19 protein-coding genes are annotated in these 24,895 nt (G+C 43.5%); 2 read left to right on the top strand and 17 right to left on the bottom strand.

Features of this window, described 5'->3' with window-relative positions; all coding sequences use genetic code 11:
- Nucleotides 1–258 precede the first annotated feature (258 nt).
- From BQ7344_RS01230 to BQ7344_RS01215, 4 genes are all read right to left on the bottom strand, one after another.
- Nucleotides 259–2,247, bottom strand: a complete 1,989-nt coding sequence (locus BQ7344_RS01230) for a YobI family P-loop NTPase (protein WP_072521074.1) — start codon at nt 2,245–2,247, stop codon at nt 259–261.
- Nucleotides 2,247–3,020: a glycosyltransferase family 2 protein gene (locus BQ7344_RS01225; protein ID WP_072521073.1), complete on the bottom strand. Its 774-nt coding sequence runs from the start codon at nt 3,018–3,020 to the stop codon at nt 2,247–2,249. The genes BQ7344_RS01230 and BQ7344_RS01225 overlap by 1 nt, the downstream gene beginning before the upstream one ends.
- Before the next feature lie 203 nt (nt 3,021–3,223).
- Nucleotides 3,224–5,062, bottom strand: coding sequence for a glutamine--fructose-6-phosphate transaminase (isomerizing) (gene glmS, locus BQ7344_RS01220; RefSeq protein ID WP_072521072.1), 1,839 nt, complete (start codon nt 5,060–5,062; stop codon nt 3,224–3,226).
- Between the two features lie 134 nt (nt 5,063–5,196).
- Nucleotides 5,197–6,207, bottom strand: coding sequence for a calcium/sodium antiporter (locus BQ7344_RS01215; RefSeq protein ID WP_072521071.1), 1,011 nt, complete (start codon nt 6,205–6,207; stop codon nt 5,197–5,199).
- Nucleotides 6,208–6,323: 116 nt separating this feature from the next.
- On the opposite strand from BQ7344_RS01215, the gene fliB reads away from it, so the two are divergent.
- Nucleotides 6,324–7,574 (top strand): flagellin lysine-N-methylase, encoded by a 1,251-nt coding sequence (gene fliB, locus BQ7344_RS01210; RefSeq protein WP_235816012.1) that lies wholly within the window; start codon nt 6,324–6,326, stop codon nt 7,572–7,574.
- Nucleotides 7,575–7,612: 38 nt separating this feature from the next.
- Here fliB and BQ7344_RS16095 read toward each other — a convergent pair whose 3' ends face one another.
- From BQ7344_RS16095 to BQ7344_RS01175, 8 genes are all read right to left on the bottom strand, one after another.
- Complete coding sequence (locus tag BQ7344_RS16095; RefSeq protein ID WP_159431340.1) at nt 7,613–7,783, bottom strand: hypothetical protein; 171 nt, start codon at nt 7,781–7,783, stop codon at nt 7,613–7,615.
- Between the two features lie 9 nt (nt 7,784–7,792).
- Nucleotides 7,793–9,280, bottom strand: coding sequence for a hypothetical protein (locus tag BQ7344_RS01205; protein ID WP_072521070.1), 1,488 nt, complete (start codon nt 9,278–9,280; stop codon nt 7,793–7,795).
- Between the two features lie 138 nt (nt 9,281–9,418).
- Complete coding sequence (spoIVA, locus tag BQ7344_RS01200; protein WP_072521069.1) at nt 9,419–10,888, bottom strand: stage IV sporulation protein A; 1,470 nt, start codon at nt 10,886–10,888, stop codon at nt 9,419–9,421.
- Between the two features lie 134 nt (nt 10,889–11,022).
- The gene (locus BQ7344_RS01195) at nt 11,023–11,592 is read right to left on the bottom strand and encodes a Fe-S-containing hydro-lyase (RefSeq protein WP_072521068.1); all 570 of its coding nucleotides are present in this window, start codon (nt 11,590–11,592) and stop codon (nt 11,023–11,025) included.
- Nucleotides 11,593–11,594: 2 nt separating this feature from the next.
- Nucleotides 11,595–12,437: a fumarate hydratase gene (locus BQ7344_RS01190; protein ID WP_072521067.1), complete on the bottom strand. Its 843-nt coding sequence runs from the start codon at nt 12,435–12,437 to the stop codon at nt 11,595–11,597.
- 773 nt (nt 12,438–13,210) lie between these two features.
- A complete protein-coding gene (locus tag BQ7344_RS01185) occupies nt 13,211–14,899 on the bottom strand; it encodes a [FeFe] hydrogenase, group A (protein ID WP_072521066.1) in 1,689 nt (562 codons plus the stop codon).
- A 15-nt stretch (nt 14,900–14,914) separates the two neighbouring features.
- Nucleotides 14,915–16,786, bottom strand: a complete 1,872-nt coding sequence (locus BQ7344_RS01180; RefSeq protein WP_072521065.1) for an NADH-quinone oxidoreductase subunit NuoF — start codon at nt 16,784–16,786, stop codon at nt 14,915–14,917.
- Nucleotides 16,783–17,262 (bottom strand): complex I 24 kDa subunit family protein, encoded by a 480-nt coding sequence (locus BQ7344_RS01175; RefSeq protein WP_072521064.1) that lies wholly within the window; start codon nt 17,260–17,262, stop codon nt 16,783–16,785. Before BQ7344_RS01175 ends, BQ7344_RS01180 begins: the two co-directional genes overlap by 4 nt.
- A 388-nt stretch (nt 17,263–17,650) precedes the next feature.
- On the opposite strand from BQ7344_RS01175, the gene BQ7344_RS01170 reads away from it, so the two are divergent.
- Nucleotides 17,651–19,156 carry a 4Fe-4S dicluster domain-containing protein gene (locus tag BQ7344_RS01170; RefSeq protein ID WP_072521063.1) on the top strand — a complete coding sequence of 502 codons (1,506 nt, stop codon included), beginning with the start codon at nt 17,651–17,653 and terminating at the stop codon, nt 19,154–19,156.
- Between the two features lie 162 nt (nt 19,157–19,318).
- On the opposite strand, the gene BQ7344_RS01165 is transcribed toward BQ7344_RS01170, so the two are convergent.
- From BQ7344_RS01165 to BQ7344_RS01145, 5 genes are all read right to left on the bottom strand, one after another.
- On the bottom strand, nt 19,319–20,119 hold the full coding sequence (locus BQ7344_RS01165) for a glucosaminidase domain-containing protein (RefSeq protein ID WP_072521062.1): 801 nt from the start codon (nt 20,117–20,119) through the stop codon (nt 19,319–19,321).
- On the bottom strand, nt 20,116–20,970 hold the full coding sequence (locus tag BQ7344_RS01160) for a bifunctional 5,10-methylenetetrahydrofolate dehydrogenase/5,10-methenyltetrahydrofolate cyclohydrolase (RefSeq protein ID WP_072521061.1): 855 nt from the start codon (nt 20,968–20,970) through the stop codon (nt 20,116–20,118). Before BQ7344_RS01160 ends, BQ7344_RS01165 begins: the two co-directional genes overlap by 4 nt.
- Nucleotides 20,971–21,009: 39 nt before the next feature.
- Nucleotides 21,010–21,639 (bottom strand): cyclodeaminase/cyclohydrolase family protein, encoded by a 630-nt coding sequence (locus BQ7344_RS01155; protein ID WP_015542880.1) that lies wholly within the window; start codon nt 21,637–21,639, stop codon nt 21,010–21,012.
- Nucleotides 21,640–22,189: 550 nt separating this feature from the next.
- Nucleotides 22,190–24,124, bottom strand: coding sequence for a formate--tetrahydrofolate ligase (locus BQ7344_RS01150; protein ID WP_072521060.1), 1,935 nt, complete (start codon nt 24,122–24,124; stop codon nt 22,190–22,192).
- Between the two features lie 65 nt (nt 24,125–24,189).
- Nucleotides 24,190–24,891: a DUF3786 domain-containing protein gene (locus BQ7344_RS01145; protein ID WP_083585457.1), complete on the bottom strand. Its 702-nt coding sequence runs from the start codon at nt 24,889–24,891 to the stop codon at nt 24,190–24,192.
- Nucleotides 24,892–24,895: the final 4 nt, after the last annotated feature.

Here is a 24,895-nt window from a genome sequence, read left to right as displayed (position 1 = left end):
CCATCGAATTAAGTTTCGTTATGTCGCATCACTCTATCTGTATTAAGAATTTTCTCCTTAATCTTACTATCTGTTAAATATTTTTTATCATTCTGCACTGTCATGGAGCTGAAGAAATGATACTTGCATATCCAAATTCAACACTGCACAGATATCAGCAAGTTCTTTCACCGAAAAGTTATAATCTCCGCATTCCATGTCAAAAGCTCATCTACTTTACATTCTTTTTCACTCATTTTTTTCATCTCCGTATACACATTAATCCAACATTTCTATAATATCGCCCTGTCTGATGCTTTCGCCCAGATCTGCTCTGATAATTTTTTCGTCAGAGCCTTTTATTTCCATACATACTCCTGCAAATTCCTCTGTATAACTGAGGCCGTATATCAGTATTGAAAATTGATCTACTGTCAGATCTTTCAAATTGATCAGTTCTTCACGATCCCGGCAGCTGCGGAAAATATCATATGTTCCATCTGGATCTGTTACCCGTCCATCTCTCCAAAGTGTATCTATGTATTGGTATGCCCCTTCGTCGATCAATTCCGCAAGGATTTCCAGACACAGTCTTAAACATCTCCCTGAGAAGAAAAATAATGATGCCTGATAGTAATTTTTTGCAGAAATTCTGACAACCTCTTTGTACAATTCTTTTCTTTGTTCATCCTCATCCTCTTTCTTTTCATTCACAAAGAGAATATTCTCCAGACATTCTTCTGTAAATTCATCATTTGGCAGATTATCCAGCATCCAGATTTTCTTTTCTACAGTATTTTCTGCTTCTACTGAGCAGTAAAGCTTATATGCAATGCGGCTTTTGTCATAACCGAGATAACACAGGCAGCGATATGTAAGAAAATTGCGTCTTTTATCCATCAGTATCTCAGCAAGTTCCGGCTGTTTCTGATTCTCTTCTCCTTTTTTAAAAAAAAGCATCGTCCGACCGCTGCTGATCCGGTCATAATATTCCGGCCAGACATTTTTGTAAATTGCCAGCGAAAGTATCTGCTCTGCCGCATGCTGTCCCGGCTTTATTCCCTTGTTTACCAGATTCAATTCCATAAAAAATCTGTAATCATTCAAAATCATATACTGCAAACGATAGTCCAGAAGGTATGGTGCCACAAGACTGACAAGATTTTCTTTACCTGGTTTTTCAAAATCGTCCAGTTCCTTTTTCAATTCATCAATACTGCTTGCTGGCTTTAAAAGCGAATTTATTTTTTTCAGGTTTTCCCGGAAAACGTACTCGGATGTTACTCTGTTAATTCCTGGAAGCACCGGCAATACATAGTCAAAAAATTTGTAATGTTCCATTCTTGCAAGGACTTCATCTTTTACCACATAAACAAAGCGAATATATTTATCTTCCGGAAGTCTCTGATTGACCATCGCATTTATTTCTTTCAGACGGACAAAAATTTCTATTACATCGTCTGTCTTCATTCGATCCATATCTTCAAACACAACGGTATGTCCGATTTTTTCTGCTGTCTGTTCCAGACAGTAGACGAGGTCCATACTATACTGGTCAAGGTAGTCCCGGGTGCCTGTTCTTTCTACTGCGACTTCCGCTTTCTCTCCTTTCAGAGCCAATGTTTTTACATACATTTTAGTCAGTGCCTGATAGGTCAGATATCCGCCTCCAATTACCGCCATACCGATCACAATGAGATAAAGTGCTGCATGAATCTCTGTCTTATAGTGAACAAATATGCTGGCCGCCGGTAATGTTGCCTTCAGAAGTTTCCCAAGCGGTGTAAAAAATGTCAGCAATAATACAAGAAACAAAAACAGAGAGCAGACTACTGTTTTTGTTCTCAGATGTCTGGTGCTTTCATGAATCATCTCAAAACTGCTGGACGGAATGTCTTTTTTGTGAAATCGAGAATATATCTGCAAAAGAATCCGCCGCTCTGTCTCATTCTTATTATCACTGTCATTGCATTGGCTTTCTCCCATGGAAACATAAAGAAAGCGCGGTTCATCCTTTTTGCGCCGGTCTTTAAAAGGGTTATTAATTTTCTGCTTAAGATTCGCCATTCGCAGATATCTTTTTTCATAAGAGCGGAGCAGACTGCTTTTACCCACGCCAAATCCACCGGCAATTCCAATATTGTGAATACGCGGTTCATCAAATGCTGAATCCAGATATTTATAATAGATTTCTCTTTCCTCTGTCTCCTCCAGTGCCGGATCACAGGAAAGTGGGAAAATCAGATAATCTCTGTTTATTGAACTCATTATTTTTTCCTCTTCGCCCAAAGCATAAAGTATTTTTCCAAACCATTCACGGTGTATTTCATCATTGCAATGACTCTTGCGCCAAGTGGGATTCCTGCCCTGATATAAGTTCTCCAGTTCATCTGTGCGGATTTGCTCTTCTGTCCTGATTTGGATGTCGCGGATCTGCGGTAGATCAGCAGTGGTTCATCGACACCGTATGCATACGGAATCTTGTTCAATATGGCAAGCCATGTGGCAAAATCTTCGTGGATACCGTCTTCTTCCGGCATTGGAAATTCTTTCATCAGCTCTTTGCGGATCAGAACGGATGAACAGGAAATGACGTTTTGTCCCAGCAGTTTTTTGCGGTTGATTTTTTCCGGTACATGCAGGATATGCGCGATTCTGTTTCCCTGTGCATCAATAAATGCAGAGCCTGTAAAAACAAGTGCCGCCTCCGGAATTTTCAAAAGTAATGTCATCTGTTTTTCCAGTTTGTCAGGTTCCCACAGATCATCACTGTCAATAAACGCGATCCACTCTCCTGCTGCCTGGCGGACACCGTTGTTGCGGGTCGCAGCCGCGCCGGAATTCTGTGGATTCTGAAGGATACGGATACGTTCATCTTTTTTTGCAAGTTCTTGCATAAGTGCATATGTATTGTCTTTCGAACAGTCATCTATGATCAGCAGTTCCCAGTCTTGCCATGTCTGAGAAAGGACGCTGTCCACAGACTGTTCCAGATATTTTTCGCAATTATAAGCCGGAGTTATGATGGATATTTTCGGCATGATTTTCCTCTTTTCTACTGTTTTAACTACATAGTAATCAATCTATTTGTAGTTTACCACAACACATCTGTTGTTGTCATCTTTTTGAAAAAGTAATACCATCTTTCGATTTCCAGCACTTACGAAAAAGCACCATCCGAATCTGCCATGTAAGCAAATGTACGGATGATGCTTTCTAATGATATGTTTATTATATTTATAGTTTATTCTACAGTAACGCTCTTTGCGAGGTTTCTCGGTTTATCAACATCAAGACCTTTTGCAACGCTGACATAATATCCCAGAAGCTGCAGCGGAATCACTGCAAGGGATGTTGCAAAGTGCGGATCTGTCTTCGGGATATATACGGTAAAGTCCGCGGTTTCTTCGATATTATAGTTGCCAAATGTAGTCAGTCCCATCAGATATGCGCCACGGCTCTTGCACTCTACCATGTTGCTGACAGTTTTTTCATAAAGTGCCGGCTGTGTGAGGATGCCGATCACCAGTGTACCATCCTCAATAAGGGAGATGGTTCCATGCTTCAGCTCACCTGCTGCATATGCTTCTGAATGAATGTAGCTGATTTCCTTCATCTTCAGGCTGCCTTCCATGCTGATTGCATAGTCAATTCCACGGCCGATAAAGAAGACGTCTTTTGAATTTGCCTGTTTGGATGCAAACCACTGCAGGCGCTCTTTGTCATCGATGATTCGCTGGATTTTATCCGGCAGAGTCTCAAGTTCTTTGATGTATGTGCTGTACTGTTCTTCGGAAATCGTACCTTTTACTTTCGCAAACTGGATTGCCAGTACATAAGCAGCGATCAGCTGTGTGCTGTATGCTTTCGTAGTTGCAACGGAAATCTCCGGACCTGCAAGTGTGTAGAATACATTGTCTGCTTCACGCGCGATGGAGGAACCGACTACGTTGACAATTCCCATTGTGCGGATGCCTTCTTTTTTGCAAAGACGCAGTGCTGCAAGACTGTCTGCGGTCTCACCGGACTGGCTGATGATCACTGCCAGAGCCTTCTGATCCAGAATCGGATTACGATAACGGAACTCAGATGCAAGCTCTACACGAACCGGTACACGTACCATATCTTCAAACATATACTGTGCTGACATGCCTACATGATAAGCAGATCCACAGGCAATGATATATACCTGGCTGATCTCCTGAATTTCTTCATCGGAAAGTCCTACCTCAGAAAGATCAATCTGTCCGTCTTTAACTACGGAATTCAGGGTATCTCTGACTGCTTTTGGCTGCTCATGGATTTCTTTCATCATGAAATGCTCGAAACCTGCTTTTTCGGCTGCCTCTGCATCCCATTCAATTGTCTTCATTTCTTTCTGGATTTCTTCGCCGTCCAGATTGTAGAAAGTGATCTCACCTTTGCGGACACAAGCCATCTCCAGGTTGCCGATATAATACACATTTCTTGTATATTTCAAAATTGCCGGAACATCGGATGCTATATAGGATTCTCCGTCAGCTACACCAAGGATCATCGGGCTGTCTTTACGTGCCACATAGATTTCTTCCGGATAATCTTTAAACATGATTGCAAGTGCATAGGAACCACGGATACGAACCATAGCATGGTTGATTGCATCGACTGGTGTTCCTTCGTATTTTTTGTAATAGTAATCTACAAGTTTGACAGCTACTTCTGTGTCAGTCTCTGAATAGAAGGCGTACCCTTTGCGAAGCAGTTTATCCTTCAGTTCCTGATAGTTCTCGATGATACCGTTGTGTACGGCAACTACGTTTCCGTCATCGCTCACATGCGGATGTGCGTTGTTTTCGGATGGTTCTCCGTGTGTTGCCCAACGGGTATGTCCAATACCACAGGTTCCCGGAACGGATTCTCCGTCGTTTGTTTTCTCGGCAAGTACTTTCAGACGTCCCTTTGCCTTGATAACCTCTGTCTCGCCTTCTCCATTACGGATGGCGATTCCGGCTGAATCATATCCACGGTATTCAAGCTTTGACAGTCCATCCAGAAGGATTGGTGCTGCCTGATGGTTTCCTGTAAAACCTACGATTCCACACATAAATATTTCTCCTCTTCTCTTTTGCTTAATATATGCAGCATTACAATATAATGTAAAAAATAGACATAATTATACAAAAATCAATTTTTCGTCTATGATAGCACAAAACTATCGGATGTTCAACCCGGTTTCTGTTACCTGAGTATGATATAGATGGTGTAGATCAGATACAGGCACACCATGGACGCGCCCTCTGTACGGGTAACTTTTCTGTTGGTTATCGCATAAACCAGAACCAGAATGGAAAATCCAATCAGCACCAGGATATCAATCAGATTGACGGTAATCAGGGCTACCGGACTGATAGATGCCGCAATACCAAGTACCATCAGGATATTAAAAATATTAGATCCAACCGCATTTCCAACTGCCATGTCGATTTCATTTTTCCGTGCAGCCACAAGAGAAGTAACAAGCTCCGGAAGGGAAGTCCCGATGGAAACGATTGTAAGTCCTACAAGCGTCTGGCTCATGCCAAGGTCGATTGCGATTCGGCTGGCTGCATCTACTGTCAGGTCCCCGCCAAAAGCAATTGCCGCTGCACCGCCTACGATACAAAGAATACTCTTTGGATAAGAAAGAAGTTTCTGTGTGCTTTCTTCTGCTTCTTCAATACTCTCGATTTCTGTCTTTTTTCCCTCTGCCCTGGCTTTCATTGCAGTACGTATCATCACGACAATGTAGGCTATAAACAGTGCAAGGAAGATAATTCCATCAAGATGCCCAAGGATCATCTTGTGTTTGTCCCCGATTGCCAGACAGCCAAGTCCAAGCAAAAGCAGGGCACAGATGATGGAAAGCGGGATGTCTCTTGTGATGGTCTCACGCTGTACCATAATCGGCGTGATAACGGCGCAGACTCCGACAACAAACATCAGGTTAAAAATATTTGAGCCGACTACGTTGCTGACGGCAAGTTCATTATTATGTGCCAGAGATGCGGTCACGCTGACTGCTGTTTCCGGCAGGGATGTTCCCATTGCTACGATCGTAAGTCCGATGATAATGGACGGAACTTTTAGTTTGCGTGCAATACTGGAACTGCCTTCTACAAAAAAGTCCGCTCCTTTTATCAGAAATACAAATCCTATTACAAGAAATACCAGTACCAGTACAAATGGTGACTGATTGATAAAATTTTCCATAGTCTTCTCCTTTTTGGTTTCACTTCAGTTGTTGACAGTATATCCCAATTTGACAGATACAGCAAGGGGAAGTATGATTGTATTATTTTATAATAGAAATATAATGATAGAAAAGTATGATTATTTTTGCAGAATTATATTTTCAGAGAAAGGACTATCCTATGCAGATCACACGCCCTGATTTTTATAAAGAATTTTCCTGTATTGCAGGAGCCTGTCCTGACACATGCTGTGCCGGCTGGCAGATTATGATTGACGAAAAAAGCCTGAAAAAGTATAAAAAATTCAAAGGGACTTTTCGCAATCGGCTGCACAATGATATCGACTGGTCGGAACAGGCTTTCCGTCAGTATGATCGCCGCTGTGCATTTCTGAATGAAGAAAACCTCTGTGATATTTACAGCGAAGCCGGACCAGATATGCTCTGTGACACCTGTCGTAAATATCCACGCCATATCGAGGAGTTTGAAGGACTCCGCGAATACTCGCTTTCTCTTTCCTGCCCGGAAGCTGCGCGGATTTTTCTTTCTCACAAGAATACTATTTCTTTTGTGACACGGGAAGTTCCTTCAAAGGAAGAAACTTATGAAGATTTTGATTATTTTCTTTTTACAGCACTGATGGATACGAGAGATTATCTTTTTTCTATTATTCAAAATCGAAATGTCCCAATGAAGCTGCGCCGTCAGAAATTACTGGCATGCGCGCATGATTTCCAACTGGCGTTGGATAAAAATGAGCTGTTCCAGTGGGAGGATATCCGCGCACGACATGAAAAGTCCGGATTTACGGCAGAATTTCAGGCTAAAGTGCGGAGCTGGACTGCAGGTAAAGGTGTTACTACAAACAAAGATGCTGATGTTATGGCATCTGATTCAAATTTCCGGAATTGTGATTCTGCCTCATTGGAATTAAGGAAGCAGATCTGGCAGACAGTAATTCCGCAGATGGAAGTCCTTCGTCCGGGCTGGCATGAATATCTGGAGGAAACGCTGGTGCCGCTTTATGACGGTGATTTTGCTGAGGAACCTGATATTTACAAATCCTTTATCACAGCATACCCCGACTGGAAAATTCAGGAAGAACAGCTCCTGCTCTACTGGATTTACACATATTTCTGCGGTGCTGTATACGACGGGCATATCTTCGCCAAAGTAAAAATGGCGATTGTATGTACTTTTATGATCCATGATCTGGCAGTCGGAACTTATCTGAAAAATGGCGGAAGTTTTTCTTTTGATGAGATGGTTTCCATCTGTTATCGCTTCTCACGCGAGTTGGAACACTCTGATCTGAATCTGAATAAATTTGAAGAGTTGATGGATGAGGAAAATGTATTTAGATTCGGTAATTTATTAAAGATTTAACACAATGCAAAAGAGGAATCACTTTATTGTGATTCCCCTTACATCTGAATTCGCTGAGCTTTTCTCATCCCAAGCTCAATCTTTTGCTCATTTGCTGCTATATTTTTTCCGATTCTTTTATTCATTTCAGCTGAATGTCCAATTAATCCCTTTGCCTCTATGTGAACTCCTGGTTTCATTGTAACAAGCAACGATTTATTGATTTTCAAAATAATTATTCACTCCTTTTCTTTACAATATTGAAAATTACTATACATAATAAACATGCTGGGAAGCATAATATTTTCTTCTTTTTCTGCAAGCTTTTTCTCTAAATCAGTATATGTTTCTTGCGGCAACCTGTATACTCCATTTCCCGAAATTCTTAACAAAATAACACTGTCTACTTTTGATCTGCTTGAAGCAGTCGCATCTAATACAACTTCCCCAATAACATACCCTTCCTGATAACAACGAAATGTAGATATCTCCGCCACCCATACTGACTTAGGCATAAGCACATCTGCATAAAATATTTGCTCGTCAATGTCTATTCCATTTTTTATACGAAATTGTTTATATTCGGCACTGTTTGCCAAATAGTATCTAACTGTTAATGGATTCTCAGACGACACAGAAATACTTTCTATCAGATATTTTAAATCCTCCATTTTCTCTTTATCAGAGACTTCACTGAGCTTAGAATAGCACAGATTTTTAAAAACTTCAATTGCTTTTTTCAGACGATCCTTTTGATTTTCAATAAACGTATCACAAATCGTTACTGCTGCAGCTGCTTCTAAAAAAACATGTTTTTCCAATGGTACAATATATGCTTCTAACTTATAATTTTTATCTATAGTAAAATGATCCATTGCTTCTTCTACATATGGAATCTGATTATCATCATTTATAATATACGTATTATATAGTTGTGATGTATCAATGCATGGATAATCCCCCAGTTTAAACTGTTTGCATTCTGTGATTTTCTTTTGTTTTAAACCATGCCCAATAACTAAAGTTGCATGTTTTTTCGCATCAGGGCGAACAGCCGTGACTGCAAGTATCGGAATCGCTGATTCTACATAATAATGAAACCAGTTTTTAAAATTTGTTTCGTGTATATTATCCCAGTGTGATATAACTTCATTTTTTTCAGCATCTATGCTGCTTTCAAAAGAGTCCTCCAACATTCGCTGATAATCCTCTGCACCAGCATATATCATTGGTGAGTATCCAAATTCTTTTAATATATAGGATATATCGTTGCAATATAAACCATGAGACGGAAGTATCCTCTCCGAAATGCGATGACTCAATTTTTCCTGAATATCGCTCGGTAATACTCTTGCATACAATGGAGAAGACGCAGACTCAAAATCCCCCAGACAATAGATAGCTGTTTCGGCACATTTCATTGCAACCCCATCCTGACTGCTGAAAACGAACGCATGCGTAGTAAAAGTCTTCCCCAGTAAATGCATTCGATATTGAGCTGTAATCATGTATCGAAAAGGATGTATTTTCTCGTTTGTATTTGGTTCTTTTGTAACCATTTTATAAGGATTCAAAAGTGTCCGGCCATATGTATGCCCCGTCTCATTATGTGTGTAGGATGGGCGAATAACAACCGTTCCCAAAAAATCTTTTTTTCTATTATCCTTTTTCATATGTTTCCTTTCTGAAACAGTATCTTTTAATTTATAATTATATACATTTTTCATATCTAAAACCACTTAATCTTCTCGACATTTTTCGACATTCCAGCCTTTTTAGTAAGCAAAAACACATGGCATCATATTACTCATATGATATCATGTGTTTTCATAAACTATGGAGAATATCTATATTTTTTATAATATTCAGATGATAATGCAGACCATGCCGCCTTTGCTGTCGTTGACAATTTTCTGCATGGTATCCTGCAATTTTGACTGGCTTTCTTCACCTATCGAGGCAATTTTACTGCGGATGCCATCCTGCACAAGCTGCTCGATGGATTTTCCGAAAATATTGGTCTCCCAGATGCTTTCGCCTCTTTGTCCACTCTCGCCAATGTACTGGATCAGATCTTTTGCCTGCTGCTCCGTGCCTACGATCGGCGCGATCTCCGTCTCGATTTCTGCTTTGATCATATGGACAGATGGACTTTTTGACTTAATTTTTACTCCGAATTTGCTTCCCTGCCGGATCACGGACGGATCCTCAATCTGAATTTCATCAAGCTCCGGAACAACAACACCATAGCCGGTATCGCGAACTGCTTCCAGTGCCGACTGCACTTTTACGTACTGTTTTTTCATTGCCGCAAGTTCTTTCATCGTGTGGATCAGATCATATTCGCTCTCCATCTGAATTCCGCTCATTTCACTGAGTATTTTATAATAATATTCATCTTTGACCTGCACCCGGACACGGACACACCCGCTCGACAGGCTGACTTCCTCAAGCATGGTTTCCTGCACACACGGAATTCCGAGAGTGACTGATTCTCTGGTAATGTCTTTGATATGATGAAATCCTTTCATCTTCGTGCGAATGCAGTCCAGAATCTGTGCTTTCAGCTCGTGATCTGACGGAAGCATCTCCACCCATTTCGGAACAAAAAACTGAATCTCTGTCACCGGAAATTCATACAACACATTCGAAAGAATTTTGGTAACATCTTCTTTGCGAAGCTGTTCACAGTTTGCTGCCATGGTAATGACACCATATTTTTTCTCAAGGGAGTGGACAAGTTCCTGTGTTTCTTCTTTGTACGGTGCCTGAGAATTCACAAGAAGCAGAAATGGCTTGCGTTGTTTTTTTAACTGACTGATGGTCGCTGCCTCTGCTTCGACAAAGTTTTCCCTTGGCAGTTCCCCGAAGCTGCCATCCGTCGTAATCACAAGGCCGATCGTGGCATGTTCCTCGATAACTTTACGTGTTCCGGTCTCTGCTGCTTCATGAAACGGAATTGCTTTTTCAAACCACGGGGTCTTTACCATTCGTTCTTTTCCTTCTTCGATGTGTCCGCTGGCATCTTTTACCAGAAAGCCGACGCAGTCGATCAGACGGATACGGACTTTCTGCTCATCTCCGAGAGGCACTTCCACTGCCTCTTTCGGTATGAATTTCGGTTCAACTGTCGTGATCAGTTTTCCGGATCCACTTAGTGGAAGCTGGTCACGTACTTCTGCCTGTTTTGCCGGTTCCATCTCCGGCAGTGCAACCAGCTCCATGAATCTGCGGATAAATGTGGATTTTCCGGTGCGGACGGGTCCTACAACGCCTATGTATATATCACCGCCGGTTCTTGCCTGAATATCCCGGTAAACCTGAAATTTTTCCATAAAAAAGCCCCCTTGCATATACTCACACAATCCCATGTATTGTTACATATATATGCATAAGGGGCTTCTGTTATGATTTTGTCTGTTTTCTTATAGAATAAATCTGCACAGCTAATTCATGTTGTGCACAAGATTTATGATTCTTTTGTACCATGTTCTTTCAGGTATGATTCTCTTCCCTGTTCGTAAAGATTGTTTCCTTCGCAGTCAATGATGACTACCAGTGGCATTTCTTCGACATAAAGACGACGAAGTGCCTCTGATTGGAGATCTTCATAAGCCACCAGTTCTGCTTTTTTGATGCATTTTGCAAGAAGTGCGCCTGCTCCGCCGATTGCGCCAAAATAAACTCCATTATATTTTTTCATTGCTTCTATAACTTCCGGAAGGCGGGCTCCTTTTCCGATCATACCTCGTGCACCCACGGACATCATGGTCGGTGCATAGGCATCCATTCGTCCGCTTGTAGTCGGTCCTGCGGAACCGATAACCTGTCCCGGTTTTGCCGGAGTCGGTCCTACATAATAAATCGTTGCATCTTTCGGATCAAAAGGAAGTTCTTCTCCTCTGGCAAGTGCCTCGCACATTCTCTTGTGTCCGGCATCACGGGAGGTGTAAATGGTTCCGGTAAGGTAAACGGTATCACCGGCATGAAGGCTTTTTGCAAGTTCTTCTGTCAGGGGAAGTGTAATATGTCGTTCCATTTTCAGATCACCTCCGTTTTATGTCTTGTCACATGGCAGCTGATATTGATCGCACATGGCATGCCGGCAATGTGAGTCGGCATGGTCTCGATGTTCAGACCAAGTGCAGTTGTTCTTCCTCCGAATCCCTGCGGTCCGATACCAAGCTGGTTGATTTTTTCCAGCATTTCTTTCTCAAGGTCTGCATAGTATGGATCCTCGTTTTCGGTATCTATCGGGCGCATCAGAGCCTTTTTTGCAAGGAGAGCTGCCTTATCAAAAGTACCGCCGATTCCTACTCCGACAACCATCGGAGGACATGGGTTTGGGCCTGCTGTCTCTACAGTTTCGATGATAAAATCTTTAATTCCTTCGATTCCTGCGGATGGCTTAAACATGCGGATTGCACTCATGTTTTCACTTCCGAAGCCTTTCGGACCAACGGTGATTTTGATGTTTTCGCCCGGAACGATTTCTGTATAAAGCATTGCCGGTGTATTATCGCCGGTGTTTCCTCTGCGAACCGGATCTTTGACAACGGATTTACGCAGATAACCGTTGGTGTAGCCGCGGCGTACGCCTTCGTCTACTGCCTCGCTCAGGTCTCCGCCTGTTATATGTACGTCCTGTCCGATTTCAAGGAAAACGCAGGCCATTCCGGTATCCTGACAGATTGGAACCTGTTCGTTCTCGGCAATTTCGTAATTTTCGATAATGTTGTCAAGGATGCCACAGGCAATCTGTCCGTCCTCACAGGAACGACAGGCCTGGATGGATTTTTTGATATCATCCGGAAGCACCTGATTGGCTTCGATGCAAAGTCTCTCGATGGTGTCCGTAATCATGGATGCTTGTATTTCACGCATGTCGGTTGCACTCCTTCGTGTTGTGTATTTTTGTTTTTATGTTTTTTGTTTTATTGTATCGTATCGGGAATTTTTGTGCAAGGGTGGATGAAGGAATTTGCGGGGAGGGGATATATAAGCTCACAAAAGAAAGGCAGGCGGTCCGGTGACACGCTTCGTTTCCTGTGTCCTCCCGTGCGCCTATGGATGAGTAATTTTGTTAACTCGCTGACGCTCAAACAGAACAAAATCACTCATCGCTGGCACAGTCGTTCACTGGGAAGCCTCGCTGAGTCCCCGGACCGCCTGCCTTTCTTTCTGTGAATTGGTATCCCCTCCACACAATTTAATTTCATCGCACCCGTCAAAAATTTGCCTAGATGCGAAGTCGGCTCAGGGCCGGGGCGGGACGCCCCTACCGGGAGTTCTAATGAACTGGAGTCATAATGCTTGATTCATTTGAACTTGAGGGTATTTTGAGATTTTACGATATAACAGCCGAGGTGGCAATCATAAAACATGAGGAACTAGAAAGAGCTGACCGGGATCTGTCTCCTGTAACCTGGTGCGGCTTCCGAAATTTTTTCGTTCCAGCGATAACTGCGTTGCACTGTCTGAGCGCTTCAGCGCGAGTTTGCAAAAGCAGTTATCAATAGGCGAACGAAAGAATTTCGAGAAACGCAAGCCGGTTGCAGGGACAGATCCCGTGTCAGCTCTTCTCATTGCACCTCAGTGATATGCCCCTCACCTTGGTGTTATATCACATTACTCTCATCATACCCTCAAATTACAAATCAATAAAACTCATTATGAAGCAGTTCATGCTCCTTGCCTTTGAGCAATCCGGCATACAGTTCCTGTACAAGCGGGTTCTCATCGGACTTTTTGATGATCATAGTATTATCTGCATTGTACAGACCTTTTGCTCTCGCATACTTGGTTCTGTCACCTGCTCTGGTCGGCTGGCCGCCACCCATGATACATCCACGACGACATGCCATGATCTCAATCAGATGATACTCGGCTTCGCCGTTCTTTACACGATCCATAACGATTCTTGCATTTGCAAGACCGCTGGCAACGCAGACTTTTACATCAATTCCTTTATACGGAACCGTAAATTCTTTGATGCCTTCTTCTCCACGAACACCGCACTCTGCGATTTCATTCATGGTTTCCTTGGAATGATCCGGATTCAGACGACGGAGAACTGCCTCTGTAACACCACCGGTAACACCAAAGATTACACCACCGCCGGAACCAAATCCAAATGGCATATCACATGCTTCCGGATCCAGAGATGCAAAGTCAAGACCAAAGTTATCAATCATACGGATCAGTTCTGTGGTCGTAATAACGATATCCGTATCTTTCTCTCCATGTGTATAGCTGTTCGGACGAACTGCTTCTGCTTTCTTTGCAGTACATGGCATAACAGAAACCATAATGGTCTTCTTTCCTGCTGCATGCTCCGGATCACGGAAATATTCTTTAATTACTGCGGACATCATTCCCTGTGGAGATCTGCAGGTAGAAAGATTCGGAATAAATTCCTGATACTGGTCAGTGATGAATTTTACCCATGCAGGACAACAGGATGTCAGAAGAGGAAGTTTTTCTCCTTTTTCGATTCGATCCAGGAACTCCGCTGTTTCTTCCATAATGGTAAGGTCAGCACTGAAACTTGTATCATAAACTTCATCAAATCCCATACGGTGAAGTGCATTGACGATTTTGCCCATTACACTTCTGCCTTTCTGGAGGCCGTAATGGTCACCAACGGCTACACGAACTGCCGGAGCGATCTGTGCAACCACACGGATTTCCGGATCCGCCAGAGCCTTCCAGACTTTATCAGAATTTGTATGAATGGAAATCGCTCCGGTCGGACAGAATACACGGCACTGGCCACAGTTTACGCACTGTGTTTCTGCAATCTTTTTGTTGAATGCCGGCATAACCATAGCTTCTGTTCCACGGAATGCAAATCCAAGTGCTCCGATTCCCTGAATCTCCTCGCAGGCACGTACACAGTTGCCGCAGAGGATACATTTATTCGGATCACGTACTATGGATGGCGAACTGAAATCCAGTTCATGATGCTCTCTTGTATTTTCGAATCGGATGTTTCTTACTCCGAGACGATGTGCCAGTTCCTGAAGTACACATTCACCGCTCTTGATACAGGTTGTACAGTCACGGCAGTGTGCTGCAAGAAGCAGCTCCACGATCAGCTTACGATAGTTTCTCAGTCTTCCGGTATTTGTATAAATTACCATTCCATCTCTCGGCTGTTCGGAACAGGATGCAAATGTTTTGCCTCTGTCATCTTCAACCGTACATAAACGACAGGCTCCGAATGTGGAAATCTCTGAATGATAGCACAGTGTCGGAATGTTGATGCCTGCGTTACGGATCACGGTAAGGATATTTTTTTCATCGGTAAATTCCACTTTTCTACCGTCAATTGTCATTGTACCCATAAGTCAGCCCCCTTCCTATGCTTCCACATAAATTGCATCAAAGTTACAGTTATCCTTACAGGTACCGCACTTAATACAAAGCTCATTGTCGATATGATACGGATGTTTGATCTTTCCGGATATTGCTGCTGCCGGACAGTTCTTCGCACACTTGCCGCAGCCAATACAGAATTCCGGATTGATATGGAACTGACGAAGTGCAGTGCAGACTTTTGCACGACATTTCTTGTCACGGATGTGTTCTTCATATTCATCGCGGAAACGTTTCAGAGTACTGATTACCGGAAGCGGTGCACTCTTTCCAAGTCCGCAGAGAGCCATGCTCTGAACCATGGTCGCAAGTTCTTCCAGTTCATCAAGGTCGGACATTTCGCCCTTTCCTTCTACGATTCTTTCGAGGATTTCCAGCATACGTTTGGTTCCTTCACGACATGGAACACATTTGCCGCAGCTTTCACGCTGTGTAAAGTTCATAAAGAATCTGGCCACTTCTACCATACAGGTGTTTTCGTCCATTACTACCAGTCCACCGGAACCCATGATCGCATCCAGCGATTTTACGGAGTCAAAATCAAGTGGACGGTCGATCTGATCTTCAATCAGACATCCACCGGAAGGTCCACCTATCTGTACACCCTTGAATGCCGCTCCGCTCTTTAAACCGCCACCGATATCATAAATAATATGACGAAGGCTTGTTCCCATCGGAACTTCGATAAGACCTGTGTTTTCGATCGCACCGGTCAGGGAGAAAGTCTTTGTTCCCGGGCTTCCTTCTGTACCGATGGTACGGAACCAGTCAGCACCCTGAAGAATGATCTTCGGAACATTTGCATATGTCTCTACGTTATTAAGAACTGTTGGTTTTTCCCAGAGTCCTTTTTCTACGGTACGCGGCGGTTTTACACGCGGCATACCACGCTTTCCTTCGATGGATGCGGTAAGGGCAGAACCTTCACCACAGACAAACGCGCCGGCTCCACGATTGATATGTAAGTGGAAATTTATTCCAGAACCAAGGATATTGTCACCGAGGAGACCATACGCTTCCGCCTGCTCGATAGCCATGCGGAGACGTTTTACGGAAAGAGGATATTCTGCACGTACATAAATATATCCATTCTCAGCGCCTACTGCATATGCTGCAATGACCATACCTTCGATCATCTTATATGGATCACCTTCCATTACGGAGCCATCCATAAATGCACCCGGATCACCCTCGTCACCGTTACATACAACGTAGCGGACTTTTTCTTTCTGACGGGCTACCTGTGACCATTTCTTACCGGCAGGGAAACCGGCTCCGCCACGTCCGCGAAGACCGGATTTTGTCACTTCATCGATAACCTCCTGCGGAGACATATCAAAGAAAGCTTTTGCCATAGCCTGAAATCCACCGGCTGCAATATATTCATCAATAGATTCTGCATCGATATTTCCACAGTTTTCAAGAACGATTCTTGTCTGCTGATTCAGGAACGGAATATCAGATGGATGTGGACAGACGGTATCATGATCACGATAAAACAGTCTGCTTACCGGCTGGCCTTCCATAACCGTACGCTCTACGATTTCCTTACAGTCTTCCACCTGTACATGCACATACTGATAATCGTAAGGCTCGATTTTCATAAGAGGGCCAAGCTCGCAAAGTCCCTGACATCCGGTCTTAACAACACCGACATGCGGAATATCTTTCTGCATTTCCACGCTTACCCAATCCAGATTCTCGCATAATTTCATCATTTCGTCGTAAATCTTCTGTGCGCCGGAAGCAATACATCCTGTACCGGAACAGACAAGTACACGACAGGTAAAGGATTTCAGGGTATTTTTTGCTTCAGTCTGCTTGTTGAGCAGATCTTCTTTACTCACAATACTCATACCGTCTCACCTCTCAATTCATTTAACAGATCGATTGCCTTTTCTGGTGTCATCTTCGGGTGTACTTCATCATTAACCGTAAGTGTTGGTGCCAGTCCGCACGCACCAAGACAGGATACGGTTTCTACTGTAAAAAGCATATCGTCCGTCGTATGCTTCTTATTACTAAGTCCAAGCTCTTTCATCAACGCTTCCTTAACCGGCATGGATTTACGCACATGACAGGCAGTTCCGTCACAGACTTTGATCACATATTTTCCTTTCGGCTCAAAAGAAAAATTCTCATAGAAAGTAGCTACACTGTACGCCTTAGCCTCAGTAACTCCTATCTTTGATGCGACATAGGTCAGAAGCTCTCCCGGAAGATAACGGTATTCTGCCTGAATGTCCTGCATAATCGGAATCAGTGATGCCGGTTTACGTCCGTAATGCTCGATGATCTCATCTGTCTTCGCGTAATAAGACTGATCTAACATTCAATTCCCTCCTTGTTTGAAAATAGATTTTCCTGCGTTCATCGTTTTTGTCTAATTTACACAGCTTTGTTAGCTCCAATTATACATTAAATATATATTTTAAACAAGGAAAATATAGATATTTTGAATTAATTTATTATATTTTTTTATTTTTCGCGACTTTTTCGTGATGTTTTTAACATATTGTATAATTTTTTATCAATCTTGTTTTCTTCATCTAACTTTTGCATAATTTGTTATTCATATGCAACTTTGTTCAAAATATATTTCTATTCAGGCTTTTGTGCTTGTAAAAATACATAATATTTATTGCTTTTGGAATTTCTTTCCACTATTATAGTGAAAGGTAGATGAAAAAATTTCTTATTAAGTTTAAGGAGATATATATATGCGAAATTATGACACACCAGTCAGGGCAATCCGACACAAAGTCTTTGCCGAAGTTGCTAAAGCCGGATTCGAATCTTCTGACGAAACTCTGATTCATGATATTGAAGCAATTCCTTACAATATCGTGGAAGAAAAAGCCAAATACCGTGAAAGTATCTACAGAGAGCGCGCTGTTGCCAGCGAAAGAGTCCGTCTTGCCATGGGACTTTCTCTTCGCCCGGAAAACAAAGCCGTCCATCTGACAGACGGTCTTGCAGCCAGCAATATCAACGAAAAATATTATGAGCCGCCTCTTATGCAGGTCATCCCATCTGCATGTGCAGCCTGCCCGCCAAACAAATACATTGTCAGCAATATGTGCCGTGGCTGTGTAGCTCATCCATGTATGCAGGCATGTCCAAAAGGTGCGATTTCCATGAAAGACGGCAAATCTTATATCGATCAGGAAAAATGTATCAAATGCGGCAAATGCAAGGCAGCCTGTCCATACGATGCCATCTCACACAACGTACGTCCATGCGAGCAGGCATGTGGAGTCAAAGCGATTGGAAGTGATGAGCAGGGCCGTGCAAGCATTCTGGAAGACAAATGTGTATCATGTGGTATGTGTATGGTAAGCTGCCCGTTTGGTGCAATTTCTGATAAATCTCAGATTTTCCAGCTTTCTCACGCGCTTCGCGACGGAGACAAAATTATTGCGATCGTTGCCCCGGCATATATCAGTCAGTTTGGCGATGATGTAACGCCAGGTAAATTTAAAACCGCGCTGCAGGTTCTGGGCTTTTCCGATGTACATGAAGTTGCTTTCGGTGCTGATGTCGGTGCAATTTCCGAAGCACACCATTATGCCAAAGAAGTCGCTACCGGTAATCTTCCGTTCCTTCTGACCTCCTGCTGTCCATCCTGGTCCATGATGGCAAAGAAATTTTTCCCGACCATGATCGACAATATTTCTCAGGAACTGACACCGATGGTTGCCACTGCACGTAAGGTAAAACAGGAACAGCCTGACGCAAAAGTTGTTTTTATCGGACCATGCGCTTCCAAAAAGCTTGAGGCAATGCGCCGTACCGTCCGCAGTGATGTTGATTTTGTTCTTACCTTCGAAGAACTGGATGCCATGTTTGATGCACGTGAAATTGATCCTGCTTCTTTTGAAGAAGATGGTTCACTCCATGATGCAACGGCAGCCGGACGTGGTTACGCTGTTGCAGGCGGTGTTGCAGGAGCTATCGAAGCATGTCTGAAAGAATATTATCCGGATGTACCGGTTCACATCGAACATGCAGAAAGTCTTGCCGAATGCAAAAAAGTCCTCGCGCTTGCCAAAGCCGGCAAACTCAATGGCTGTATGATTGAAGGTATGGCATGCCCTGGTGGATGTATGGGCGGTGCCGGAACCAATGTACCGGTTGCAAAATCTTCGAAAGAACTGAAGAAATTCCTTGCTTCCTGTTCTAAGAAACTTCCACCGAAGGGACTTGTTGACATCGAACTTAACTGATATATTTCCAGCTCTTTTACAGGAAATATTATTAAAGATTTTCTTTTATATATAAATACCAGAGATATTATCAGATATACTTTTTAATCTGATAATCCTCTGGTATTTTTGTTTTGTACTTTATTTCAAACCTCTGTTCTGTGTTTTCTGTCTATATTTTTATCATTCAGCTTTCAGCTGAGCAAGTAATTTTCTAAGTTTTTCTCCGTAATCAGATCCGGCCGCCCATCCTCCGCCATTCGGATTTTCCTGCTGTCCGAGCCATTCTACATAAGGCGCACTGCCTCTGGCCACAAGGTCAAATCTTGTATCTACACAGTCCTGATTGAGCGCTTCCTCACATGCATAAGCCTTCAGATGCTGCACCTGTGCGCGGATTCCTGTACGGACATCAGGATAAGATACCCCGGCAACTCCGCCTCCGGTCGTTCCAATGCCTGCAAAATTAAACTGTGATGCACCGGAATCTCCTCCATATTGAAGCCATCCGGTTTCCAGCATTGCCTGTTCATATACAACTTCTCCACGTACACCTTCCGCGTTCGCTTCCTCAAGAATTATTGTGCAAAATTCATCGATGGTTGATGCTCCGCCTTCTTTCAAGGTTGCTGCCGGGTATTCTACGCCGCGTTCTTCATACTGTGAAGTCATCTGTGCAAGGGAAACTGTCGTTTCGCCCATAATTGTGTAATAACCATACGTATTGTCTGTAGAATCATCTACAAAATCCGGATCCGATGTATAATCCGGTGCCTCTAAACTTTCTGGTTTATGAATCTGGCCTTCTCCGGAATGATCTGGTTCTGTATTTTCTGTATCTGCGCTTCCAAATACGCTTTCTGTCGTATCCACTGATGTCAGCTCCGGTTCACTCCCAGATGCCAGACAAGGTGCCCCTGTCAAAAGGGCACCTGTCAGTATTATCTGAGAACAAAAGAGTATTGCTTTTTTGTTTCTTATCATCCATTAACCTTTCTCATTGCAGCTTCTACTACATGTCCTACAAGAACAGATGTAGTAACACTTCCAACACCGCCCGGTACCGGAGTGATTGCATCAACGATCGGTTCAACTGCTGCATAATCAACATCACCACAAAGTTTTCCTTCTGCATTTACGTTGATTCCTACGTCGATGATAGTCTGTCCTTCTTTTACATATTCCGCACCGACAACACCAGCACGGCCGGCTGCTACGATCACGATATCTGCCTCTCTTGCTACAGATGGCATATCCACTGTTCTTGTATGGCAGATTGTTACAGTTGCATTTTTCTTAACAAGCATCATTGCTGCAGGTTTTCCAACTACAAGGCTTCTTCCGATAACAACGGCTTTTTTGCCTGTGCAGTCGATTCCGTAATGATCAAGAATTTCCATACAGGCCTGTGGTGTACATGGCGGGAAACCGATTTTCTTTCCTGTGTAAACACCGGACATAGAAAGATCTGTCATGCAGTCTACGTCTTTTTCTGCTGCAAGCGCATTCTCGATCACTGCCTGATCCAGATGTTTCGGAAGTGGACGGAACAGAAGAACGCCATGGATATGGTCATCTTTATTTACTTTATCGATAGTTGCAAGAAGCTCGTCCTGAGTTACATCTCCTGGAAGAAGAATTTTTTCACATGCAACGCCCAGTGTTTCGCAACGTTTTGTTGCTCCTCTTTCATAAGAAATATCACTTGGATTCTCGCCAACACGGATGATGCACAGAGTCGGATTAACACCCTTTCCCTGTAACTCAGCTACGTTTGCTTTAATTCTTTCGTTCAGTGCTGCTGTTACTTCTTTACCTAATAACTGCTTTGCCATTTTTTATATTTCCTCCGCTAATAATTATGTCACTGAATACTATTTCAGACGTCCCAGAACGCTTTCGAATGTTTCATCTGCAATCTTTGTATATTTTTCAAGCATTGCATCTGCTTTTTTGTTTAATTCTTCTGCGTATTCTCTGTCAGCCATGGATTTTGTATTGATGTATACATTCAGGCTGGCACCTTTTAATGCCGCCTTGCAGAATGCTGCACCAACACCTGCATCACTGATTGCAAGTTTGGAACCTTTTGCACCGAATTCTACGATGAGCTCGATTGCTTCACAGCATTTTTCCATGATCTCCATCGGAACGGAACATGCATCTTTCAGCACGATTTCCATAACGCGTGCTTTTTCTGCTTTTTCTTCTTCTGTTTCTCTTGGCATGCCATATGCTTTGGAAAGCGGTTCAAAAACTTCTGCATCTCTTTCGATCAGACGCAGGAAATCTTTCTGAAGCTGATCGCATTTTGCTTTCAGTTCCCACATTTCATCTTCAACATCTGCATATTTTTTCTTGCCTACTGTCAGGCTGCCTACCATGTTACCAAGTGCAGTTCCTACTGCACCAACCAGAGCAGACGCTCCGCCGCCACCCGGCACCGGGGCTTTAGAGGCAAGTACCTCTACAAATTCTGTACATGTGCTTGTGGAAAATCCCATTTTTTCTCCTCCTGAAAAAAGGGTACCTAATAAAAGGCTCTTTTTTCTATACTTTCAATTTTCTTTTATATTTTTCAGGATTAATCCTGAAGACCTGTTCATATTTGGAAATATGAGAAAACCTGCGAGGGGAGACGCTCAAAGTTGCGAAGGCCGCTCTCCCCTCGCGCTCCCCACCTGGCCACGCAGAGTAGGAATGTCAGCAAATGGTAGTCGACGTTACATCTCAATACCAACACCATAGACTCCCCGGTACTTGTCTATACAAGTATCACACGCATTGCCGAACTATTACATCTCCGCAACTTGCTCTTATCTTTTCAGCGGGGCCAAAAAGGGGGAGTCTGAGGGGGAGCTTCGGCCTTTCGCAACTATGAGATGCTCCCCCTCAGGGTTTTTACAGGTTGTCAAACCATTGACGGGCTGACGGGCAGTTCCCGGCCTGTGCAACTTCGAGATGCTCCCCCTCAGGGTTTTCACAGGTTCCAAACTGAATTTCCTTGCTTTATAAAGCAAAAATACACCTTTTTAGTATAGGACTTAATTCTTATCAGAAAAGTCCCGTAATCTTTCCGGTCTCATCTACATCGATTCTTTCGGCAGCCGGTACTTTCGGCAGTCCCGGCATGGTCATGATCTCGCCTGTCAGGGCTACGATGAATCCTGCGCCTGCGGAAATCTTCAGGTTACGTACTGTAACTTCGAAGTCTGTCGGTGCACCGAGTTTTGTCTGATCATCTGTCAGGCTGTACTGTGTCTTAGCCACACAGATCGGGCAGTTGCCGAAGCCAAGAGCCTCGAGCTGTTTTGCCTGTTTCTGGGCATTTGCTGTAAGTACAACTCTCTTGCCGCCGTAGATTTTCTGTACGATCTGGTTCAGTTTGTCCTCANCAGTCAGGGCTACGATAAATCCTGCACCTGCGGAAATCTTCAGGTTACGTACTGTAACTTCGAAGTCTGTCGGTGCACCGAGTTTTGTCTGATCATCTGTCAGGCTGTACTGTGTCTTAGCAACGCAGATCGGGCAGTTGCCGAAGCCAAGAGCCTCAAGCTGTTTTGCCTGTTTCTGGGCATTTGCTGTAAGTACAACTCTCTTGCCACCGTAGATTTTCTGTACGATCTGATTCAGTTTGTCCTCGATGGAGCCTTCCAGTTCATAGGAATAAGTAAAGTCGTTTGGCTCTTCAACCAGACGCAGAACTTCTTCTGCAAGTTTGATTCCGCCTTCGCCGCCTTTTGCCCATACTTCGGAAAGTGCTACGTTTACGCCGAGTTCTTTACATTTTGCTTCTACAAGGTCAAGCTCTGCCTTGGTATCTGTCGGGAATGCATTGATTGCAACAACACAAGGAAGCTTATATACATTCTTGATGTTGCTTACATGTTTCAGAAGGTTCGGAAGACCTTTCTCCAGTGCTTCCAGATTTTCATTGTTCAGGTCTGCCTTCGGAACGCCGCCATTGTATTTCAGGGCACGTACGGTTGCTACGATAACAACAGCGCTTGGATGCAGTCCTGCCATACGACACTTGATGTCGAGGAATTTCTCTGCACCGAGGTCTGCACCAAATCCAGCCTCTGTGATTGTGTAATCAGCAAGCTTCATACACATCTTTGTAGCTGTTACAGAGTTACATCCATGAGCAATGTTTGCGAAAGGTCCGCCATGTACGATCGCCGGAACATGTTCCAGTGTCTGAACGAGGTTCGGTTTCAGGGCGTCTTTCAGAAGTGCTGTCATAGCGCCCTCTGCATGAAGGTCACCGGCTGTTACCGGCTTCTGCTCAGATACTTTACCATAGGTGTATCCGATGATGATTCTGGAAAGTCTTTCCTTCAGATCCTTGATGTCGCTTGCAAGACAGAGAACCGCCATGATCTCGGATGCAACGGTGATGTCGTATCCGTCTTCACGCGGCATGCCGTTTGTTCTTCCGCCGAGTCCGTCTACTACGTTACGAAGCTGACGGTCGTTCATGTCCACGCATCTCTTCCATGTGATCTTTCTCGGGTCAATGTTCAGTGCGTTGCCCTGGAAAATATGGTTATCGATCATTGCTGCAAGAAGGTTGTTTGCTGCGCCGATCGCATGGAAGTCGCCTGTAAAATGAAGGTTGATGTCTTCCATCGGAACTACCTGTGCATATCCGCCGCCTGCTGCGCCGCCCTTAACACCGAATACCGGTCCGAGGGATGGCTCACGAAGTGCTACCATAACGTTCTTTCCAAGTTTCTGCATAGCATCAGCAAGACCTACGGTTGTAGTAGTCTTTCCTTCACCTGCCGGTGTCGGGTTGATTGCTGTCATGAGGATCAGCTTGCCATCTTTTCTGTCGCTTTCTCTCAGAAGATTGTAGTCAATCTTTGCTTTGTATTTTCCATACTGCTCCAGATATTTGTCATCAATCCCTGCTTTTTCTGCAATTTTTGTGATTGGAAGCATTTCGCACTCCTGTGCAATTTCGATGTCACTTTTGAATCCCATAAAAGTTACCTCCTTTATTTATGCATGTCTTTATGAAAAGGCTACCCGCCTTTTTTTCAAGAAATTTATAATACTTTTGCAAAAGATTTCAGCGATCCGATGATCACATCACCCATAACCGCCATATCTTCTGCCTGAAAGGATACCGGGAAGTTGTCTGAAAACAGGATCTGAGAGGATGGCGGAAACTCTTCGTCCCCCTCCCACAGGATCATCTGCACCAGATATCCCGGAAAGATTTCAAGCTGGTATGCAATGTCACCATGATTTATCAGTTCACAATGCATATGTTCCATGATTGCCTGAAAGTCTTTAATACGGTTTCCATAGGAAAATGCCAGACGTTTAATGCAGCGGCCATCAAACTGACGGAGATACACCTCACCCCATGGCATTTCCCTGTAAGTTTTAAATTTGCCGGTACCTTGTGTGAAGGCACCGTTCAGCAAAAAACGAATGGTCAGAGTTCTGGCATAAACCATAGTTTCCAGAGGATAAAATCCCATATCATCCTCTTTATGACTGACCTCAAAATCCGGCCATGAAATCTGATATACTGTCCCGAGAAATTTTAAAGTAAAATACTTCTCTTCTTCATTGTAAGAAATGCCAAGTCTTGTGGCAATTTCCTTTGGATCAGCGTCTCTGTACTGGCTCAGATAATGTTCCCATGGGAGACGTTCTTTGCTGTCTTTTTCATATCCGAGTTTATCTCCTACAGATTCATTTTCTGTCGGATCAAATGTTGTTTTTGCGTCAGAACTCATAACA

The organism is Blautia sp. Marseille-P3087 (assembly GCF_900120195.1).
Taxonomy (GTDB): Bacteria; Bacillota; Clostridia; order Lachnospirales; family Lachnospiraceae; genus Blautia_A.
The sequence above is the reverse complement of the archived record's forward strand: the minus strand, read 5'-3'. Positions and strand labels throughout refer to the sequence as shown.

Coding starts and splice junctions, on each gene's coding strand:
- BQ7344_RS01175 (WP_072521064.1), bottom strand. CDS start 17,262: ATGTTAGATCAGTCTTATTACGCGAAGACAGATGAGATCATCGAGCAT.
- BQ7344_RS01215 (WP_072521071.1), bottom strand. CDS start 6,207: ATGGAAAATTTTATCAATCAGTCACCATTTGTACTGGTACTGGTATTT.
- BQ7344_RS01190 (WP_072521067.1), bottom strand. CDS start 12,437: ATGCGTGAAATACAAGCATCCATGATTACGGACACCATCGAGAGACTT.
- glmS (WP_072521072.1), bottom strand. CDS start 5,062: ATGTGTGGAATCGTAGGTTTTACAGGAAACCATCAGGCAGCACCAATC.
- BQ7344_RS01205 (WP_072521070.1), bottom strand. CDS start 9,280: ATGAAAAATGTATATAATTATAAATTAAAAGATACTGTTTCAGAAAGG.
- BQ7344_RS01230 (WP_072521074.1), bottom strand. CDS start 2,247: ATGAGTTCAATAAACAGAGATTATCTGATTTTCCCACTTTCCTGTGAT.
- BQ7344_RS01165 (WP_072521062.1), bottom strand. CDS start 20,119: ATGATAAGAAACAAAAAAGCAATACTCTTTTGTTCTCAGATAATACTG.
- BQ7344_RS01185 (WP_072521066.1), bottom strand. CDS start 14,899: ATGGGTACAATGACAATTGACGGTAGAAAAGTGGAATTTACCGATGAA.
- BQ7344_RS01145 (WP_083585457.1), bottom strand. CDS start 24,891: ATGAGTTCTGACGCAAAAACAACATTTGATCCGACAGAAAATGAATCT.
- BQ7344_RS01170 (WP_072521063.1), top strand. CDS start 17,651: ATGCGAAATTATGACACACCAGTCAGGGCAATCCGACACAAAGTCTTT.
- spoIVA (WP_072521069.1), bottom strand. CDS start 10,888: ATGGAAAAATTTCAGGTTTACCGGGATATTCAGGCAAGAACCGGCGGT.
- BQ7344_RS01155 (WP_015542880.1), bottom strand. CDS start 21,639: ATGGGATTTTCCACAAGCACATGTACAGAATTTGTAGAGGTACTTGCC.
- BQ7344_RS01160 (WP_072521061.1), bottom strand. CDS start 20,970: ATGGCAAAGCAGTTATTAGGTAAAGAAGTAACAGCAGCACTGAACGAA.
- BQ7344_RS01180 (WP_072521065.1), bottom strand. CDS start 16,786: ATGAGTATTGTGAGTAAAGAAGATCTGCTCAACAAGCAGACTGAAGCA.
- fliB (WP_235816012.1), top strand. CDS start 6,324: ATGATTATTTTTGCAGAATTATATTTTCAGAGAAAGGACTATCCTATG.
- BQ7344_RS01225 (WP_072521073.1), bottom strand. CDS start 3,020: ATGCCGAAAATATCCATCATAACTCCGGCTTATAATTGCGAAAAATAT.
- BQ7344_RS01195 (WP_072521068.1), bottom strand. CDS start 11,592: ATGGAACGACATATTACACTTCCCCTGACAGAAGAACTTGCAAAAAGC.